At 68.3% G+C, this 18624-nt stretch carries 14 protein-coding genes; all 14 read left to right on the top strand.

The annotated features are described in order from the left end of the window. Nucleotides 1–322 precede the first annotated feature (322 nt). The 14 genes from BA022_RS18735 to BA022_RS18800 all read left to right on the top strand — a co-directional run bounded on the left by BA022_RS18735 (nucleotide 323) and on the right by BA022_RS18800 (nucleotide 18624). Nucleotides 323–2308: an NADH-ubiquinone oxidoreductase-F iron-sulfur binding region domain-containing protein gene (locus BA022_RS18735; protein ID WP_088888442.1), complete on the top strand. Its 1986-nt coding sequence runs from the start codon at nucleotides 323–325 to the stop codon at nucleotides 2306–2308. After that, complete coding sequence (gene fdhF / locus BA022_RS18740) at nucleotides 2305–5190, top strand: formate dehydrogenase subunit alpha (RefSeq protein ID WP_088888443.1); 2886 nt, start codon at nucleotides 2305–2307, stop codon at nucleotides 5188–5190. The genes BA022_RS18735 and fdhF overlap by 4 nt, the downstream gene beginning before the upstream one ends. 21 nt (nucleotides 5191–5211) lie before the next feature. After that, the gene (locus tag BA022_RS18745) at nucleotides 5212–5793 is read left to right on the top strand and encodes a DUF3305 domain-containing protein (RefSeq protein WP_011806569.1); all 582 of its coding nucleotides are present in this window, start codon (nucleotides 5212–5214) and stop codon (nucleotides 5791–5793) included. Beyond that, complete coding sequence (locus BA022_RS18750; protein WP_088888675.1) at nucleotides 5786–6469, top strand: DUF3306 domain-containing protein; 684 nt, start codon at nucleotides 5786–5788, stop codon at nucleotides 6467–6469. The genes BA022_RS18745 and BA022_RS18750 overlap by 8 nt, the downstream gene beginning before the upstream one ends. Beyond that, nucleotides 6429–8492, top strand: coding sequence for a 4Fe-4S dicluster domain-containing protein (locus BA022_RS18755; RefSeq protein WP_228403663.1), 2064 nt, complete (start codon nucleotides 6429–6431; stop codon nucleotides 8490–8492). The genes BA022_RS18750 and BA022_RS18755 overlap by 41 nt, the downstream gene beginning before the upstream one ends. Continuing rightward, entirely contained in the window at nucleotides 8489–9127 is a 639-nt protein-coding gene (locus BA022_RS18760; protein ID WP_088888445.1) for a TorD/DmsD family molecular chaperone, read from the top strand. The genes BA022_RS18755 and BA022_RS18760 overlap by 4 nt, the downstream gene beginning before the upstream one ends. Nucleotides 9128–9300: 173 nt before the next feature. Beyond that, complete coding sequence (locus BA022_RS18765) at nucleotides 9301–9513, top strand: formate dehydrogenase (protein WP_015914109.1); 213 nt, start codon at nucleotides 9301–9303, stop codon at nucleotides 9511–9513. Nucleotides 9514–9534: 21 nt separating this feature from the next. After that, nucleotides 9535–12504: a formate dehydrogenase subunit alpha gene (locus tag BA022_RS18770; RefSeq protein WP_088888446.1), complete on the top strand. Its 2970-nt coding sequence runs from the start codon at nucleotides 9535–9537 to the stop codon at nucleotides 12502–12504. Nucleotides 12505–12514: 10 nt separating this feature from the next. Next, on the top strand, nucleotides 12515–13135 hold the full coding sequence (gene fdh3B / locus BA022_RS18775) for a formate dehydrogenase FDH3 subunit beta (RefSeq protein WP_011806563.1): 621 nt from the start codon (nucleotides 12515–12517) through the stop codon (nucleotides 13133–13135). Then, complete coding sequence (locus tag BA022_RS18780) at nucleotides 13132–13365, top strand: hypothetical protein (protein ID WP_011806562.1); 234 nt, start codon at nucleotides 13132–13134, stop codon at nucleotides 13363–13365. Before fdh3B ends, BA022_RS18780 begins: the two co-directional genes overlap by 4 nt. A gap of 13 nt (nucleotides 13366–13378) precedes the next feature. Then, nucleotides 13379–14584 (top strand): formate dehydrogenase subunit gamma, encoded by a 1206-nt coding sequence (locus BA022_RS18785; RefSeq protein ID WP_088888447.1) that lies wholly within the window; start codon nucleotides 13379–13381, stop codon nucleotides 14582–14584. Then, on the top strand, nucleotides 14581–14973 hold the full coding sequence (locus BA022_RS18790; protein WP_015914106.1) for a hypothetical protein: 393 nt from the start codon (nucleotides 14581–14583) through the stop codon (nucleotides 14971–14973). The genes BA022_RS18785 and BA022_RS18790 overlap by 4 nt, the downstream gene beginning before the upstream one ends. A gap of 114 nt (nucleotides 14974–15087) precedes the next feature. Continuing rightward, nucleotides 15088–15978 carry a formate dehydrogenase accessory sulfurtransferase FdhD gene (locus BA022_RS18795; RefSeq protein ID WP_088888448.1) on the top strand — a complete coding sequence of 297 codons (891 nt, stop codon included), beginning with the start codon at nucleotides 15088–15090 and terminating at the stop codon, nucleotides 15976–15978. 72 nt (nucleotides 15979–16050) lie between these two features. After that, entirely contained in the window at nucleotides 16051–18624 is a 2574-nt protein-coding gene (locus BA022_RS18800; protein WP_228403665.1) for an ABC transporter permease, read from the top strand.

Genomic DNA, 18624 nt, shown 5'->3' on the forward strand with positions numbered 1-18624 from the left:
GCAGGGCCCGCATGCGCCGCAATCCAGGGGTGCGGCGGCGGGGGGGCTGCAGGGCCGGGCGGGAGCCAGGAGCGGAGCGCGGCTTTGAAGGGCGCGCATCTTACCGGCCTTTGCAAGGAGGCAGGACGGCTGGATGAGATGCCATGCAGAGGGAGCGGTATGGGAACAAGGTGCCGAGGGCAAGCGAAGTGCGCGCAGGCAAGCGCGGGGCGGCGTGCCGGACAGCAGGGCCCGGCCTTAGTCCTGCCCGGTGGGACCGCGTGCATTGACGCCGCGGGGGGCGCGGCGCACACTGCCTGCGCTTCCTTTTCCCCGCGATTCCATGATCTCCCGACCCGAATTCACCGCCGTGCCCGTGGCCACGGCAGACGATCTGCGCGAGCGCCTGCGCCGCAAGGCCCACCTCAAGGGCCGCCAGCCCGAGGCCTCTGCCTTGACCGAGGTGCAGGCGCTGATCGGCGCGCGCCCGCCCGAGGGCTATGCGCGCGACCGGCTTATCGAGTACCTGCACCTGATCAACGATCGCCACGGTGCGCTGTACGAGCGGCACCTGGTGGCGCTGGCGCGCCTGATGAACATGCCCATGGCCGAGGTGTACGAGGTGGCAAGCTTCTACCACCACTTCGAGGTGCTGCGCGACGCCGACGGGCCGCCGCGCCTGGTGCTGCGCGTGTGCAACGGGCTGTCCTGCTGCATGGCCGGGGCCGACGCGTTGCTGGCCGAACTGCCCGGGCGGCTGAGCGCCGCGGGCCATGGCGACGTGCGTGTGCAGGCCGCGCCGTGTGTGGGCCGCTGTGAGCAGGCGCCTGTGGCCGTGGTGCACCAGTGCCCGGTGCCGCGTGCCACGCTGGGGGCGGTGCTGGAGCGGGTCGATTTGATGCCGGATCGGGCTCAGGCCCAGCACCCTCAAGCGCCGACAGCTCCTGTTTTTGAAGCGCTGCCGCAAACGGCCATCACGCGCGGGCCGGAGGCGGTCGCGCCGCCGTGGGTGGGATTGGCCGCCTATCGGGCGCGCGGCGGCTATGCGTTGGCCGCCGGCCTGGGCCAGGGGCGCGTGCCGGCCGACGGCGTGCTTGCGGCCATGGAGGACTCGGGCCTGCGCGGCCTGGGCGGTGCGGGTTTTCCGGCGGGGCGCAAGTGGCGCATCGTGCGCGAGCAGGCGGCCCTTGCCGGGCGCCAGGCCGCCCCGAGCGAGGCAACGGCCCCCTCGGCGGGCAGCGGACCACGCGAAGCCGGGGAGCGTGGGGGCGTGGCCCTCATGGCGGTGAACATCGACGAGGGTGAGCCCGGCACGTTCAAGGACCGCACTTACCTAGAGCGCGACCCGCACCGCTTCCTGGAGGGTGTGCTGGTGGCTGCACAGGTCGTGGGTACCGCGGAGGTGTACATCTACCTGCGCGACGAATACCACGGCTGCCGCGCCCTCCTGCAGGCAGCGATTGCCGAACTGCAAGCCGACCCGCCGTGCGCCTTGCCGCGCATCGAGTTGCGCCGCGGGGCAGGCGCCTACATCTGCGGCGAGGAGTCCGCGATGATCGAGAGCATCGAAGGCAAGCGCGGCGAGCCGCGTATGCGCCCGCCCTATATCGCCCAGGTGGGGTTGTTCGGCCGGCCCACGCTGGAGCACAACTTCGAGACGCTGTACTGGGTGCGCGACATCGTGGAAAAGGGCCCCCAGTGGTTTGCCAGCTTCGGCCGCCACGGGCGCAGGGGGCTGCGCAGCTTCAGCGTGAGCGGGCGGGTGAAGGAACCCGGCGTGAAGCTGGCGCCCGCGGGCATCACGCTGCGTGAACTGGTGGATGAATACTGCGGCGGCATGGCCGACGGGCACGTGCTGTATGCCTACCTGCCCGGTGGCGCGTCGGGCGGCATCCTGCCGGCGCGGCTGGCCGATGTGCCGCTGGACTTCGACACGCTGCAGCCGCACGGCTGCTTCATCGGATCGGCGGCCGTGATCGTGCTCAGCCAGCACGACCGCGCGCGCGATGCGGCGCTGAACATGATGCGTTTTTTTGCGCACGAGAGCTGCGGCCAGTGCACGCCGTGCCGCGTGGGCACGGCCAAGGCGGCGCAGCTCATGCAGGCGCCGCTGTGGGACGAGGACACGCTGGACGACCTGGCGCAGGTGATGGCCGACGCTTCCATCTGCGGGCTGGGGCAGGCGGCACCCAACCCGATCCGCTGCATCCACAAGTACTTTGCGCATGAGGTGGGCGAGGGCCCCTGGCCCGGCGACCTGCCGCTGCCGCGCGGCGGCGTGCGCACCGAGCGCATCCCTCCCGCCGCTGTGCCGGAGGATCGCCCATGAGCGCCGCACCGCACACCGGCGCCGTGCCGTTCGAGCTCGACGGCGAACTCTTGCAGGCCCTTCCGGGCGAAACCCTGTGGCAGGCCGCGCGCCGCCACGGCGTGCAGATTCCCCACCTGTGCCACACCGATGGCCTGCGGCCCGACGGTAACTGCCGCGCCTGCGTGGTGGAGATCGAAGGCGAGCGCACGCTGGCGCCCAGCTGCTGCCGCGCGCCCACGCCCGGCATGCGCGTGCGCGCCCAGAGCCCCCGCGCGCTCAAGAGCCAGCAGATGGTGCTGGAGCTGCTGCTGTCCGACATGCCGGAGACCGGCCACAAGTGGAACGACGCTGCAAAAACAATAGCTGGTAGCGCTTGCCAGGAAAGCGCTGTAGCACAATTTGACCAAGTACCAACGCCCCCGGGGCAGCACGGCGAGTTGAGCGCCTGGGCCGATGCGCTGGGCGTGGCCGTGCGTCCCGCGCTGGCCGCGCTGCGCCGCGCGCAGCCCGCGCCCGACCTGAGCCACCCGGCCATGGCCGTGCACCTGGACGCGTGCATCCAGTGCAACCGCTGCGTGCGTGCCTGCCGCGAGGAACAGGTCAACGACGTGATCGGCTATGCACTGCGCGGAGCCGACAGCAAGATCGTCTTCGACCTGGACGACCCTATGGGCGCCAGCACCTGTGTGGCCTGCGGCGAATGCGTGCAGGCCTGCCCCACGGGCGCGCTGAGTCCCAAGACTCACATCGGCCCGCAGAAGGTGGACCGCACGGTGGACTCGGTCTGCCCGTTCTGCGGCGTGGGCTGCCTCGTCACCTACCACGTGAAGGACGAAAAAATCGTGCGCGTGGACGGCCGTGACGGCCCGGCCAACCGGGGCCGCCTGTGCGTGAAGGGGCGCTTCGGCGTTGACTACGCGCACCACCCGCAGCGCCTCACGGTGCCGCTGGTGCGCAAACCTGGCGTTCCCAAGGACTGGCAGGGCGCTGTGAGGCCCGAGGACTGGCGCGAGGTCTTCCGCGAGGCGACCTGGGACGAGGCGCTGCAGCGCGCCGCAGGCGGACTGCGTGCGCTGCGCGATGCGCACGGCCCCAAGGCGCTGGCGGGGTTTGGATCGGCCAAGGGCAGCAACGAAGAGGCCTACCTGTTCCAGAAGCTGGTGCGCACCGGCTTTGGCAGCAACAACGTGGACCATTGCACGCGCCTGTGCCACGCCTCCAGCGTGGCGGCGCTGCTGGAGGGCGTGGGCTCGGGCGCGGTGAGCAACCCGGTGAGCGACGTGGCGCATGCCGAGGTCATTCTGGTGATCGGCTCCAACCCCACATCCAACCACCCCGTGGCCGCCACATGGATGAAGAATGCCGCCCGGCGGGGTGCAAAGATCGTGCTGGCCGACCCGCGCGTGACCGACATCGGGCGCCACGCCTGGCGCGTGCTGCAGTTCCGGCCCGACACCGATGTGGCCGTGCTCAACGCGCTGATCCACACGGTGATCGAGGAGGGCCTGGCCGACGAGGCCTTCATCCGTGACCGTGCGCTCAACTACGAGGCCCTGCGAGAGAACGTGCGCGCCTACAGCCCTGAGGCCATGGCGCCGCTCTGCGGCATTCCCGCGGACACGCTGCGCGAGGTGGCGCGCGCGTTCGCCACGGCCAAGGCGTCGATGGTCCTCTGGGGCATGGGCGTGAGCCAGCATGTGCATGGCACCGACAACGTGCGCTGCCTGATTGCCCTCGCCACCGTCACCGGGCAGATCGGCCGGCCCGGCACGGGCTTGCATCCGCTGCGCGGCCAGAACAACGTGCAGGGCGCAAGCGACGCGGGCCTGATCCCGATGATGTTCCCCAACTACCAGCGCGTGGACAACGCCGAGGCGCGCGCGTGGTTCGAGCAGTTCTGGGGCTTGCCGCTGGACGACGCGCCGGGTTACACCGTGGTCGAGATCATGCACAAGGCCCTGGCCGATGAGGCCGACCCGCACAAGGTGCGCGGCATGTACATCATGGGCGAGAACCCGGCCATGAGCGACCCTGACCTGAACCATGCGCGCCAGGCGCTCGCGAGCCTGTCGCACCTCGTGGTGCAGGACATCTTCCTGACCGAAACCGCCTGGCTGGCCGACGTGGTGCTGCCCGCCAGCGCCTGGCCCGAGAAGACCGGCAGCGTGAGCAACACCGACCGCATGGTGCAGCTGGGCCGGCGCGCGCTCACGCCACCGGGTGACGCGCGGCCCGACCTGTGGATCGTGCAGCAGATGGCGAAGGGCATGGGCCTGGCCTGGGACTACGAGGGCGCAGAAGCTGGCGTGGCTGCCGTCTACGAGGAAATGCGCCAGGCCATGGCCGGCGCCATCGCGGGTATCAGCTGGGACCGGCTGGAGCGCGAGTCCAGCGTGACCTACCCCTGCCTCTCGGTCGAAGATCCGGGCCAGCCCATCGTATTCACCGAGCGCTTTCCCACCCCCACGGGCCGTGTGACGCTGGTGCCGGCCGACATCATCCCGGCCGACGAGCGGCCTGATGCCGACTACCCGCTGGTGCTCATCACGGGCCGCCAGCTGGAGCATTGGCACACGGGCAGCATGACGCGGCGATCGGCCGTGCTGGACGCCATCGAGCCGCACGCTACGGCCTCGCTGCACGGCGACGAACTGGCGCGCCTAGGGCTGGCGCCGGGCGACTGGGCGGCGATCCGCTCGCGCCGTGGTGCCGTGCAGGTGCGTGTGCGCCGCGACGACGGCACGCCGCGCGGTGCGGTGTTCATGCCGTTTGCCTATGTGGAAGCGGCGGCCAACCTGCTCACCAATGCGGCGCTGGACCCGTTCGGGAAGATTCCCGAGTTCAAGTATTGCGCCGTGGCCGTGCGGGGCATTGCGCCGCCGCAGGGGCAGGGCGGCTGACTCCGGCGTACAGTGGCGCGCATGTCCTCCCGCCCCTTTATCTCCGTTGCTGTGGTCATGCGCCGCGAGCACCTGAACAACCGCTGGCAGCCCTGGCGCTGGTCCCTGGGCGAGGTCGTGCCGCATGAAGACGTGTTTGGCACCACACCCCGCCTGTTGCGCCAGAGCGAGGCCGAGGAGCACTGGCTGTTCCCCGGCTTCGCCGTGGAGCTGTTCCGCGACGATGTCGAGGGCTACCACCTCAATCTGAGCGCGCCCGAGCCCTGTTGGTTCGTGCACTGGCGCATGGACGAGGAGCCCGGCGCGGACGGGCACCAGCTGGCGCGTCCGGTCGATGTGAGCCTGAGCTACCACGATGCGGGCCGATGGCTGGATGCGCAGGAAAACGTGGACCAGGTGCCCGCGCCCGGCCCGGTGCGCGAATGGCTTCAGGCCTTCGTGACGGAGCACTACCAGCCCGAGCCCAAGCGCCGCCGCCGGCCTGAGAGCTTCCGCCCACTGACCGACCGGTTCGGCAACCCCGCTTCCATCTCCACGGGCAAGACGCGCGGCGGCGGCGGTGGCGGTGGTGCGCCGGCAGAAGGCGAGGGCGGTCATGGCTGAGGGCTTCCTGGGCAGGTGGTCGCGGCGCAAGCAGGAGGCGCGAGACCCCGAAACCGCTTCCCAAACCGAGGTGGAGGTTGCTGCGGCGCCCGATCTGCCGCCGCAGCGTGAAGCACCTGTGGCACCTGTGCAGCAACTCACCGCACAGCCAGCAGCGCAACCGGCAGCCGCGGCGCGGCCGTTGCCCACGCTGCAGGACGTGCAGGCACTCACGCCAGAGTCCGACTTCTCCAGTTTCGTGACGCGCGGCGTGGCGCCGGAGGTTCGCAACGCCGCCATGAAGAAGCTGTTCAGCGACCCGCATTTCAATGTGATGGACGGGCTGGATGTCTATATCGACGACTACACCCAGCCCACGCCGCTGCCGCTGAGCACGCTGCGCCAGCTCGCCAGCGCCAAGGTGCTGGGGCTGGTGCAGGAGGACGCGCCGCAGGAGCGCTCCAGCACGGCAAAGGCCGGCCAGGGTGCTGGGGTGATCGAGCCGCAGCAGGCCGCGGGCGACCTCGATGTGGCACAGTCCGGCGTATGCAACGCCATTCCTAGCCCGCAGGCGCCGGATGCTGCACCGCAGCAGACCGCGCCCGCCAGCCACCTACCCGATGCCCAAGACGCTGATATGCGATTGCAACCGGACCATGCCTCTGGACCCCAGGGCACTGGGAACGGCTCTGCATGAGGAGCTGACGCTCCACTCCACCCTGTGCCGCCGCGAGGCCGGCGCCTTCCAGCAGGCCGTGCGCAGCGGCGAGACGGTGCTTGTCGCCTGCACCCAGGAACAACGCCTGTTCACCGAACTGGCCGAGCAGACCGAAGGGGCCACTTCGCCCCTGCGCTTCGTCAACATTCGCGAGACCGGCGGCTGGAGCCGCGATGCGCGCCAGGCCGGCCCCAAGATCGCTGCGTTGCTGGCGGCGGCCCATCTGCCAGAGCCCGAGCCTGTGCCCACCGTGAGCTTTCGCAGTGGTGGCCGCCTCTTGATCATCGGCGCGCTGGATGCCGCCGAGCGTGCGGCCACGCTGCTGGCCGACGTGCTGGACGTGACGCTGTTCGCGCAAGGCCCCGGTGATGCCGGTGGCTGGCAGGAGCGGCGCTTTCCCGTGCTGGGCGGGCGCGTTGTGTCACTCAAGGGTTGGCTGGGGCGATTTGCGCTGCAATGGACGGCGGACAACCCCATCGACCTGGACCTGTGCACGCGCTGCAATGCCTGCGTGACCGCCTGCCCCGAGAACGCCATCGGGCTCGATTACCAGATTGACATGACGGCCTGTACCGGCCACCGCGATTGCGTGAAGGCCTGCGCGGTGGCGGGTGCCATCCGCTTCGAGCGCGAGGCCGAGGTGCAGTCGCAGGACTTTGATCTGGTGCTGGACCTGCGCCCTGCCGGCGCCGGGCCCACCTTTTTGCAGCACGCGCTGCCGCAGGGGTACTTCCGCTGGGACGGGCAGGACCTGCAGGCGCTGCTGCGCCTGCGCGACCTGGTGGGTGAATTCGAGAAGCCCAAGTTTTTCAGCTACCGCCAGAAGCTCTGCGCCCACAGCCGCAACCGTGGGGTGGGCTGCAATGCCTGCGTGGACATTTGCTCGGCCGAGGCCATCAGCAGCGACCCCGTGCGCCAGCAGGTGGTGGTCAATCCACACCTGTGCGTGGGCTGCGGCGCCTGCACCACGGTCTGTCCCACGGGCGCCATGGGCTATGCCTACCCGTCCGCGCAGGACATGGGCACGCGCATCCGTACCCTGCTGTCCACTTACGCCCAGGCCGGCGGCCGACAGCCCAGCCTGCTGCTGCACAGCCAGGAGAGCGGGCAGCAGCTCGTGCATGAACTGGGACGCGCGGCCCAGTTGGGCGTGGCCCAGGGCGTGCCCGCGCACATGATCCCCGTGGCGCTGTGGCATACAGCCAGTGTCGGTATCGATCTGTGGCTCAGCGCTATCGCGCAGGGGGCGACACAGGTGGCGGTGCTGTTCACGGGAGACGAGGCACCGCAGTACGTGGAAGGCCTGCAGTCGCAGATGGCGGTGGCGCAGGCGTTGTTGCACGGCCTGGGCTATACGGGCACGCATCTGCATTGCGTGCATGCGCGCTCCGCGACCGATCTGGATGCGGGGCTGCGCGCGATCGGCGGCGCGTGCGGCAGCGTACCGGCGCAGGCCGCCCGCTTCACGCCGACCAATGACAAGCGCGCCACGCTGGAGCTGGCGCTGGATCATCTGGTGACCAATGCCCCCGCGCGCGAGTTGCCCGAGGCCATTGCGCTACCCAAGGGGCCATCTCCGTGGGGTACGGTGGTCGTGGACAAGGACCGCTGTACGTTGTGCCTGAGCTGCGTGAGCGCCTGCCCCGCCGGCGCGCTGCAAGACAATCCGCAGGCACCGCAGCTGCGCTTCACTGAGCAGAATTGCGTGCAATGCGGCCTGTGCGAGCGCACTTGCCCTGAGAACGCCATCGCGCTGCAGCCGCGCATGCTGCTGACACCGGAGCGCGGCCAGCCGCGCGTGCTGAACGAGACCCAGCCCTACGGCTGCATCCGCTGCGGTAAGCCTTTCGGCACGCTGCAGGCCATCGAGGCCATGCTGGGCAGGCTGGCCGACCACCCGATGTTCCAGGGCGAGGCGCTGGAACGCCTCAAGATGTGCGGCGACTGCCGCGTGATTGACCTGTACTCCGCCCAGAACGAAGCGAAAGTGACCGACCTGTGAGCAGTCCCACCACAGCCCACCTCACCGCCCCGGCCACCACCTCCGCGCTGGACGAGGAAACCGCGCGCGCAGAGTTGTACGGCCTGTTGGCCCAGCTGTACTACGCCTCGCCCGATCCGGCCCTGCTGGATGCGTTGCGCGTCGCGGTGACCGAGGCGCCCGCCAGCGGCGCCTTTTTGCAGGAGCCTTGGCAGCAGCTCGTGGCCGTGGCACGCGAGCTGACGGACGGCGCGGTGGCCGACGAGTACGACGCGCTCTTTGGCGGCGTGGGCAAGCCCGAGGTATTGCTGTACGGCTCGCACTACCTGAGCGGCTTTCTGAACGAAAAGCCCCTGGCGCGGCTGCGCACCGACCTGCAGCGCTTGGGCCTGGCCGCCCCGGAGGACATGCCCGATACCGAGGATCACATCGCCTACCTGTGCGAGGTGATGCGCTACCTGATCGCTGGTGACGATGGGGGCGTGTGCCACCTGGAGTCACAGCGCACCTTCTTTGCCGCGCATATCCAGCCCTGGGTGCTGCAGTTGTGTGATGTGCTGGAGCAGCAGCCGCGGGCGCGTTTTTACGCCGTCCTGGCGCGGTTCACGCGCGCCTTCGTGGCTGTGGAGTCGCAGGGCTTCGACATGCTCGAGTAAGCGCGGCGCCGCATCTAGCGCGGAACGTACAACGGTGCAGCACGCCCATCGCCAAAGGCGAGCCCGGTCCTCGGGTGACGTTGCCGCATTGTGACCAATGTCATAGACTGTATGAATGCGGCTTCATACGCCGCGATTTTTCCGTTTTCTTGCCAGCATTCCTGGAGACAAAAATGCAGGACCGCCAGCCCACCCCTTCCCGTCGTCGTTTCTTTGCAGGTGCTGCCACCGTCGGTGCCGCAGCTGCTTCCGTGGCCGTGCTTCCGCGCATGGTGACCACCCCGCAGGCTGTGGTGGAACAGGCCCCGCGCCCTACCCCCGAGCGGGGCGGCGGCTACCATGAATCGGACCATGTCCGCCACTACTACAACACCACCCGCATCTGATGCGGCACAGCGGGGTTTGCCATGTTGCTGACTAAAAAATCTTCCCATGCGCCGCAAGGTGCACAGGCCTCTTCCCCTTTCGTGCACAGCCTGCGGCGCGGACTCTCGCAGGCGCTGCCCACCATGGATCGCCGCGCGTTCCTGCGCCGCTCGGGCCTGGGGGTGGGGGTGGGCATTGCCGCTTCGCAGCTCACGCTGGTGCGCAAATCCCAGGCAGCCGAGGGTGCCAAGGTCGCCATCGGCGATACCAAGGTCGAGGTGCGCCGCACCGTGTGCACGCACTGCTCGGTGGGCTGCGCGGTGGACGCCGTGGTGGAAAACGGCGTATGGGTGCGCCAGGAGCCGGTGTTCGATTCGCCCATCAACCTGGGGGCGCATTGCGCCAAGGGCGCTTCCGTGCGCGAACATGGCCACGGCGAGTACCGCCTGCGCTATCCGATGAAGCTGGTCAACGGCAAGTACGAGCGCATCAGTTGGGATACCGCCCTCGACGAAATCACCGCCCGCATGAAGGAACTGCGCGAGTCCAGCGGCCCCGACAGCGTGTACTTCATCGGTTCGTCCAAGCACAGCAACGAGCAATCCTATCTGCTGCGCAAGTTTGTGAGCTTCTGGGGCTCCAACAACTGCGATCACCAGGCGCGCATCTGCCACTCGACCACGGTCGCGGGCGTGGCCAATACCTGGGGTTACGGTGCGATGACCAACTCGTACAACGACATGCAGAACAGCAAGTGTGCGTTGTACATCGGCTCGAATGCCGCCGAGGCCCACCCGGTGAGCATGCTGCACATGCTGCATGCCAAGGAAAACGGCTGCAAGATGATCGTGGTGGACCCGCGCTTCACCCGCACGGCCGCCAAGGCTGACGAATACGTGCGCATTCGCTCCGGCACGGACATTCCGTTCCTGTTCGGCCTGCTGTACCACATCTTCAAGAACGGCTGGGAAGACAAGAAGTACATCAACGACCGCGTCTACGGAATGGACAAGGTGCGCGAGGAGGTGCTGGCCAAGTGGACGCCCGACAAGGTCGAGGAGGCCTGTGGCGTGGGCGAGGCGCAGATGTACAAAGTGGCCGAGATGATGGCCAAGAACAGCCCGGCTACATTGGTGTGGTGCATGGGCCAGACGCAGCACAGTATCGGCAACGCCATGGTGCGTGCCTCGTGCATCGTGCAACTGGCGCTCGGCAACGTCGGCAAGAGCGGCGGCGGGGCCAACATCTTCCGTGGCCACGACAACGTGCAGGGCGCGACGGACGTCGGCCCCAACCCCGATTCACTGCCCGGCTACTACGGCCTGGCCGAAGGCTCGTGGAAGCACTTCGCCAACGCCTGGGGGGTCGACTTCGAGTGGATCAAGGGCCGCTACGCATCGCCCGCCATGATGAGCAAGAACGGCATCACCGTCTCGCGCTGGATCGACGGCGTGTTGGAGAAGAACGAGCTCATCGACCAGGATTCCAACCTGCGCGGTGTCTTCTACTGGGGTCATGCGCCCAACTCGCAGACGCGCGGCCTGGAGATGAAGCGCGCGATGGACAAGCTGGACCTGCTGGTGGTGGTTGATCCCTATCCGTCGGCCACGGCGGCCATGGCGGCCATGCCCGGCAAGCCAGAGGATCTGAATCCCAACCGGGCCGTGTACCTGCTGCCGGCCTGCACCCAGTTTGAAACCAGTGGTTCGGCCACGGCGTCCAACCGCTCGCTGCAGTGGCGCGAAAAGGTCATCGAGCCGCTGTGGGAGAGCCGCAGCGACCACATGATCATGTACCAGTTTGCACAGAAGCTTGGCTTCGACAAGGAACTGGTCAAGAACTACCAGATGCAGAAGGTCAAGGGCATGGACGAACCCGTGCCCGAGGACATCCTGCGTGAGATCAACCGCTGTGTCTGGACCATTGGCTACACCGGCCAGAGTCCGGAGCGCCTGAAGGCGCACATGAAGAACATGCACATGTTCGACGTGAAGACGCTCAAGGCCAAGGGCGGCAAGGACAAGGAAACCGGCTACGACTTTACGGGCGACTACTTTGGCCTGCCCTGGCCGTGTTTTGGCACGCCCGAGATGAAGCACCCGGGCTCGCCCAACCTGTACGACACCAGCAAGCATGTGATGGATGGCGGCGGCAACTTCCGCGCCAACTTCGGCGTGGAACGCGACGGCGTCAACCTGCTGGCCGAAGATGGCTCGCACTCGGTGGGCGCCGATCTCACCACCGGCTACCCCGAATTCGACCATGTGCTGCTCAAGAAGCTGGGCTGGTGGGCCGACCTCACCGAGGCGGAGCAGAAGGCGGCCGAGGGCAAGAACTGGAAGACCGACCCCTCTGGCGGCATCATCCGCGTGGCGATGAAGGTGCATGGTTGCCACCCGTTCGGCAACGCCAAGGCGCGCGCGGTGGTCTGGAACTTCCCCGACCCCATTCCGCAGCACCGCGAGCCCATCTACGGCACGCGTCCGGATCTCGTGGCCAAGTACCCCACGCACGATGACAAGAACGCGTTCTGGCGGCTGCCCACGCTCTACAAGAGCCTGCAGCAGAAGAACGTGGCCGACAAGGTGTACGAGAAATATCCGCTGATCCTTTCGTCCGGCCGTCTGGTCGAGTACGAGGGTGGTGGCGAGGAAACCCGCTCCAACCCCTGGCTGGCCGAGCTGCAGCAGGAGTCGTTCGTCGAGATCAACCCCAAGACGGCGGCCGATCGCGGCATCCGCAACGGTGAGCGCGTTTGGCTCAGCACCCCCACGGGCGCGCGCCTGAATGTGCAGGCGCTGGTGACCGAGCGCGTGGCGCCGGATACCTGCTGGATGCCCTTCCACTTCTCGGGCCGCTGGCAGGGCCAGGACATGCTGGCCTATTACCCCAAGGGTGCGGCCCCCGTGGTGCGCGGCGAGGCGGTCAACACCGCCACCACCTATGGCTACGACAGCGTGACCATGATGCAAGAAACCAAGACCACGATCTGCAACGTGGAACGCGCATAAGGAGGCAGCGATGGCACGGATGAAATTCATTTGCGACGCGGAGCGTTGCATCGAGTGCAACAGCTGCGTGACGGCGTGCAAGAACGAGCACGAGGTGCCCTGGGGCGTGAACCGCCGCCGCGTGGTCACGCTCAACGACGGCGTGCCCGGCGAGAAGTCCATCTCGGTGGCCTGCATGCACTGCAGCGACGCCCCTTGCATGGCCGTGTGCCCCGTCAACTGCTTCTACCGCACGGAAGAGGGTGTGGTGCTGCATGACAAAGACGTATGCATTGGCTGCGGCTATTGCAGCTACGCCTGCCCGTTCGGTGCGCCGCAGTTCCCCTCGCAGGGCACTTTTGGTGTGCGCGGCAAGATGGACAAGTGCACCTTCTGTGCCGGTGGCCCCGAGGAGCACGGCAGCCAGGCCGAGTTCGAGAAGTACGGACGCAACCGTCTGGCCGAGGGCAAGCTGCCCGCCTGTGCCGAAATGTGCTCTACCAAGGCGCTGCTGGCCGGTGACGGCGACGTGGTCGCCGACATCTTCCGCACCCGCGTGGTCCAGCGGGGCAAGGGCGCCGAGGTCTGGGGCTGGGGCACGGCCTATGGTTCCAAGCAGGCCGGCCAGCCGCCGGCGGGAGCAAAGTCATGAAGACGCGTGCATGGCATGTTCTGGGCGCCCTGGGCGCAGCCGTGGCCCTGACGGCCTGCGGCGAAAAACCGCAGACCGGCGGCGGTGTGAAGTACGACGCACCGCCCTACGCGGGCACGGGCAGCAACTTCACTTCTCCCGACTGGAAGGCGGGCGATGCGGGCAGCTGGGAGCAAAAGCTCAAGGCCCGCATGCAATACGGCCAAAACGAATACAACCGCGTACGGTGATGCGAGGTCTGCCATGAAACACCTCTTGTGTGCATTGCTGCTTGCCAGCGGTGCCGCGTGGGCGCAGGCCCCGGCGGCGCCCGCCAGCGACGCGGCAGCGCCCGCGGCGGCAGACGCTGCCCCTGTGCCGGCGGCGGTTGGTGCCGTCAAAAGCCAGAACATCTTCGACGTGAAGCCCGATGCCAGTGAGGAGCCGGGCTACGCCCAGCAGACCAACGGTGAGCGTGCCAAGGTTCAGCCGGGCAACAACGCGCCCATGTGGCGGCAGGTGCGAGATGGGGTGACGGGCTACAGCAGCCTGCCGGCGAGCCAGGCCCCTGAGGCCGGCAACCTGATCCAGCCGTTCGCGCAATACCCCGGCTCGCGCTACACCACGGCAGGCCAGGCGTGGCGCGAGGTGCGCAATAACTGGATCATTCCCTACGGCGCGGCCTTGTTGGGCATCACCGTGCTGGCGCTGGCCATCTTCTTCGTGACCAAGGGCACCCTCGGCCACGCGGATGCCGAGGCTGGCGGTCGCCGGATCGAGCGCTTCACGCCCTTCGAGCGCGCGGCGCACTGGTCCAATGCGATTGCCTTCGTCACGCTGGCCATCACGGGCATCCTGATGGCGTTCGGCAAGTTCTTCCTGCTGCCCGTGCTGGGTGCACAGCTCTTCGGCTGGCTGGCGTACGCGGCGAAGAACGTGCACAACTTCATGGGCCCGCTGTTCGCCGTGTCGCTCACGGTGATCATCATCACTTTCATCAAGGACAACATCGCCAACCGCGCGGACTTCGTCTGGCTGTCCAAGGCAGGTGGCATGTTCACCAACAAGGAAGTGCCATCGCACCGCTTCAACGCAGGCGAGAAGGGCATGTTCTGGTGGGGCATCACTATTCCCGGCGTGTTCGTCGTGCTGTCGGGCCTGGTGCTCGACAAGTTGATCCCCGGCTGGGGCCTGCTGCGCGGAGAGATGCAGATTGCCCACATGGTGCACGCCACGCTGGCCCTCTGGATGATGGCGCTGCTGCTGGGCCACATCTACATGGGCACGATCGGCATGCGCGGGGCCTACAAGGCCATGAAGACCGGTTACGTGAGCGAGGCCTGGGCGCGCGAGCACCATGAGCTGTGGGCCGACGATGTCCGCAGCGGCAAGATTCCCGCACAGCGCAGTGGTGCGGCTACCGCCGCGCAAACCACGCCTTCCCACCCCGCCGTAGGAGGAACCTCATGATTTTTGCAGCAACTCTCGTGCGCCGCTGCACAGCGGGTCTGGCGCTGGCGTCGTTGGCCGGCGTGGCAGCCGCCAAGCTGCCGCCCCTGTCGCCCGAGGCACAGGCCAAGGCGGCAGAGACCGCCGCCAAGGCCGCATGGTCCGGCAAGGTGGATGCCTATAAGCTGTGTCAGGCACAGGACCGCGTGGTGGCGCACTACCGCCGCACCGCGCCGAACGCCGCGCCTGCGGTTTCTGCCCCCGCGTGCCTTGATCCGGGTCCTTTCAGCTACACACCGCCGGAGGCCAAGCCACTAGAGGCCGCGGGTGCTCACTCGCCTGCGGGCACTGCCACCAGCCCCCCCAACACGGCCGTGCCGGCCGCCGCCGCGTCTGCCCCCAAGAGCTGACCGAGCCGCCAGTCCGCGGTGCCTGGAGGCCCGTGGGCCGGTGACCGTGGCCTCTGTCCTGCACGCCCCGCCGCGCTCTGCGCGCCGGGGCGTCGTTACGTGTACGCTGCACCCATGACGCCAACGTCCCAACCACAGACCCTCTCTCGCCATGCCAGTGTGCCGCGGCTCACGCAGGCGGTTGCGCCGCTCACCCATGCGGTGCAAGCCATCAACGAAAGAGGCGAGCGCGAAGAGCTGCACATTCCCGCCGAACGCCCGCTCACGGTGTACGTGGATCGGCGCGAGCTGGTCACGCTGATGACGCTGGGCGCACACCCCGAGCTGCTGGTGTTGGGATACCTGCGCAACCAGCGGTTGGTGGATTCCGTGGAGGAGATCGAGTCCATCACCGTGGACTGGGAGGTCAACGCCGCCGCCGTCGCCACGCGCCGCGGCATCGCACGCATCGAAGAGCGCACCGCGCGCAAGGTCGTCACCACCGGCTGTGGCCAGGGCAGCGTGTTCGGCGGCTTGATGGACGAGGTGGCCGGCATACGCCTGCCTCCCGCGCAACTGACGCAGGCCGAGCTGTACGGCATCGTCAACGCCATCCGACTTCAGGAATCCACCTACAAATCCGCCGGCTCGGTGCACGGCTGCGCCCTGTTCCAGGGGCCGCAGATGCTCGTCTTTGTGGAGGACGTGGGACGCCACAATGCCATTGACACCATTGCGGGCTGGATGTGGATGCAGCAGCCTGCCGAGGCCATGCAGGGCAGCGACAAAGTGTTCTACACCACGGGTCGCCTCACGAGCGAGATGGTCATCAAATCCGCCCAGATGGGGGTGCCCATCGTGGTGTCGCGCAGCGGCATGACGCAAATGGGGCATGCCATGGCCAGCCAACTGGGGCTGTGCGCCATCGGACGTGCGACCAATCGGCGCTTTCTCTGCTACAGCGGGGCGGATCGGCTGGTGCTGCAGCCAGAGCTGGCACAGGCACCGCCTGTACCCGCTGCGTAGCGGCGCAAGGGGCCCTATGTGGCCAATGGCGGTCACTGAGGCACACATAGTGCCGGTGGCATGATGCACGCCATGCCCGCATCCCCAGCCTCCGCATCTTCGCAAGACTCGCCAACCGGCCGCATCGCTGTGCCATGGGCTCGCCTGGGCTGGCGCACGCTCTGGCGTGATCTGCGCGCGGGCGAGTTGCGCCTGCTTATGGTCGCTGTGACGCTGGCCGTGGCAGCGCTCACCTCGGTGGGTTTCTTTGCAGATCGACTTCAGGGTGGCCTGGCGCGCGACGCGCTGCAACTGCTGGGTGGCGACGCAGTGGTGGCCAGCGACAACCCCACGCCCGTCGCGTTTGTGGAGCAGGCACGGGCGCTGGGTTTGACGGGCGTGACCACCCTGAGCTTTCCCACCATGGGGCGCGCGCCCGACCTGCAGGGCGGCGCCAGCCGGCTGGTGGCGCTCAAGAGCGTGGAGCCGGGCTACCCGTTGCGCGGCCGCCTGCAGGTGGCGGACGCCCCTCAGCGCCCCGGCATTCCCACACAAAGCATTCCAGCGCAGGGCGAGGTCTGGGTGGACGCTCCGCTATTGGAGTCGTTGGCGCTCCAGTTGGGCGACTTCCTGCTGCTGGGGGACACGCAACTGCGCATCACGCGCATCATCACGCTGGAGCCCGACCGTGGGGCGGGCTTCATGAACTTTGCCCCGCGCGTGATGCTCAATGCGATGGATCTGCCCGCTACCGGGCTGGTGCAGCCCGCCAGCCGCATCACTTACCGCTTTGCGGTGGCCGGCACACCGGACGCCGTCAAGCGCTTCACCGCCTGGGCCAGTGCGGCGGCGGCCGAGCCGGGCATGCGCGGCGTGCGTGTGGAGTCGCTGGACAGCGGCAGGCCTGAGATGCGCCAGACGCTGGACCGCGCGCAGAAGTTCCTGAACCTCGTGGCGTTGCTGGCGGCGTTGCTCTCGGCCGTGGCCGTGGCGCTGGCCGCCCGCGGCTTCGCCAACGAGCATCTGGACGCCGCCGCGCTGCTGCGCGTGCTGGGCCAGAGCCAGCGCACGATCGCCGGCGCCTACGTGATGGAGTTTGCGCTGGTCGGCCTGTTCGCCAGCGCGTTGGGTGTGCTGCTGGGCTTTGCGGTGCACCATGTGTTCGTGTTGCTGCTTGCGGGGCTAGTGGAATCGGCACTGCCTGCGGCCAGCCTCTGGCCCGTGGCCTTCGGCGTGGGCGTGGGCCTCACGCTGATGTGCGCCTTCGGCCTGCCGCCGGTGCTGCAGCTGGCGCAGGTGCCGCCGCTGCGCGTGATCCGGCGTGACCTGGGGAATGTGCGGCCCACGTCCCTGGCTGTGCTGGGCCTGGGCGTGGCGGGGTTTGCGGCGCTGCTGCTGGTGGTCAGCCGCGACTGGAAGCTCGGCGCGATCGCCGTGGGTGGTTTTGCCGTAGCCGCGCTGCTGTTTGCCGCGCTGGCCTGGGCGGCTGTGGGGCTGCTGCGCAAGAGTGTGCGCGAGACCACGGCTCCGCGCTGGCTGGTACTGGCCACGCGCCAGATCGCCGCGCGCCCCGCCTATGCCGTGGTGCAGGTCAGCAGTCTGGCGGTGGGGCTGCTGGCGCTGGTGCTGCTGGTGCTGCTGCGCACGGACCTCATCGCCAGCTGGCAGCGTGCCACGCCGGCCACGGCGCCCAACCGTTTCGTGATCAACATCCTGCCGGACCAGGCCGAGGCCTTTCGCCAGATGCTGCAGCGGGCGGGCGTGGCGCAGTACGACTGGTACCCCATGTTCCGCGGCCGGCTGGTGGCCATCAACGACCGCCCGGTGGGCATGGACGACTATGAGGACGACCGCGCCAAGCGCCTGGTGGACCGTGAGTTCAACCTCTCCAACGCCCACGACGCGCCGGAGCACAACCCCATCGTGGGCGGGCGCTGGACCCCTGACGAGCACGGCGCCGTGAGCGTGGAGGAGGGTATCGCCAAGACGCTGGGCCTCCAGCTGGGCGATCGACTGCGCTTTGACATCGCCGGCGTGCAGAGCGAGGCGCGCATCACCAGCCTGCGTCAGGTGGACTGGAGTTCCATGCGTGCCAATTTCTTCGTGATGTACCCGGTGGCGCAGATGCCCGACGTGCCCTACACCTACCTGGCCGCCTACCGCGCGCCGCAGCAGCCGGGCTTTGACAACGCGCTGGTGCATGCCTTCCCCAACATCACCAACGTGGACATGAGCGCCACGCTGGCCCAGGTGCAAGGGGTGCTGGCGCAGGTGATCCGCGCAGTGGAGTTTCTGTTTGCCTTCACGCTGGCGGCTGGGCTGGTGGTGCTGTTCGCGGCCGTCACCGCCACGCGCGAGGAGCGCGCACGCGAATTCGCCATCATGCGTGCCGTGGGCGCGCGTGCCAGCCTGCTGCGACAGGTGCAGCGTGCCGAACTGGCCGGCGTGGGCCTGCTGGCGGGCTTCCTGGCCAGCTGCGTGGCCGTGGCCGTGGGCTGGGCGCTGGCGCGCTATGTGTTCGACTTCAGCTGGACGGCCCAGTTCTGGGTGCCGATCGCCGGTGCGCTGGCGGGTGCGCTGCTGGCGCTGGCGGCGGGTTGGTGGGGTTTGCGCGAGGTGCTGCGCCGCCCCGTGGTACAGACGTTGCGCAGCGCAGCGCAGGAGTGA

Origin of the sequence: Diaphorobacter nitroreducens (assembly GCF_002214645.1) — a bacterium.
In the GTDB taxonomy this organism is placed as follows: Bacteria; Pseudomonadota; Gammaproteobacteria; order Burkholderiales; family Burkholderiaceae_C; genus Diaphorobacter; species Diaphorobacter nitroreducens.

What these genes read in the sequence shown, in the direction of transcription:
- BA022_RS18755 (WP_228403663.1), top strand. Translation starts at nt 6,429, where the DNA reads ATGCCTCTGGACCCCAGGGCACTGGGAACGGCTCTGCATGAGGAGCTG.
- BA022_RS18765 (WP_015914109.1), top strand. Translation starts at nt 9,301, where the DNA reads ATGCAGGACCGCCAGCCCACCCCTTCCCGTCGTCGTTTCTTTGCAGGT.
- BA022_RS18780 (WP_011806562.1), top strand. Translation starts at nt 13,132, where the DNA reads ATGAAGACGCGTGCATGGCATGTTCTGGGCGCCCTGGGCGCAGCCGTG.
- BA022_RS18800 (WP_228403665.1), top strand. Translation starts at nt 16,051, where the DNA reads ATGCCCGCATCCCCAGCCTCCGCATCTTCGCAAGACTCGCCAACCGGC.
- BA022_RS18735 (WP_088888442.1), top strand. Translation starts at nt 323, where the DNA reads ATGATCTCCCGACCCGAATTCACCGCCGTGCCCGTGGCCACGGCAGAC.
- BA022_RS18770 (WP_088888446.1), top strand. Translation starts at nt 9,535, where the DNA reads ATGTTGCTGACTAAAAAATCTTCCCATGCGCCGCAAGGTGCACAGGCC.
- fdhF (WP_088888443.1), top strand. Translation starts at nt 2,305, where the DNA reads ATGAGCGCCGCACCGCACACCGGCGCCGTGCCGTTCGAGCTCGACGGC.
- BA022_RS18745 (WP_011806569.1), top strand. Translation starts at nt 5,212, where the DNA reads ATGTCCTCCCGCCCCTTTATCTCCGTTGCTGTGGTCATGCGCCGCGAG.
- BA022_RS18795 (WP_088888448.1), top strand. Translation starts at nt 15,088, where the DNA reads ATGACGCCAACGTCCCAACCACAGACCCTCTCTCGCCATGCCAGTGTG.
- BA022_RS18750 (WP_088888675.1), top strand. Translation starts at nt 5,786, where the DNA reads ATGGCTGAGGGCTTCCTGGGCAGGTGGTCGCGGCGCAAGCAGGAGGCG.
- BA022_RS18785 (WP_088888447.1), top strand. Translation starts at nt 13,379, where the DNA reads ATGAAACACCTCTTGTGTGCATTGCTGCTTGCCAGCGGTGCCGCGTGG.
- BA022_RS18790 (WP_015914106.1), top strand. Translation starts at nt 14,581, where the DNA reads ATGATTTTTGCAGCAACTCTCGTGCGCCGCTGCACAGCGGGTCTGGCG.
- fdh3B (WP_011806563.1), top strand. Translation starts at nt 12,515, where the DNA reads ATGGCACGGATGAAATTCATTTGCGACGCGGAGCGTTGCATCGAGTGC.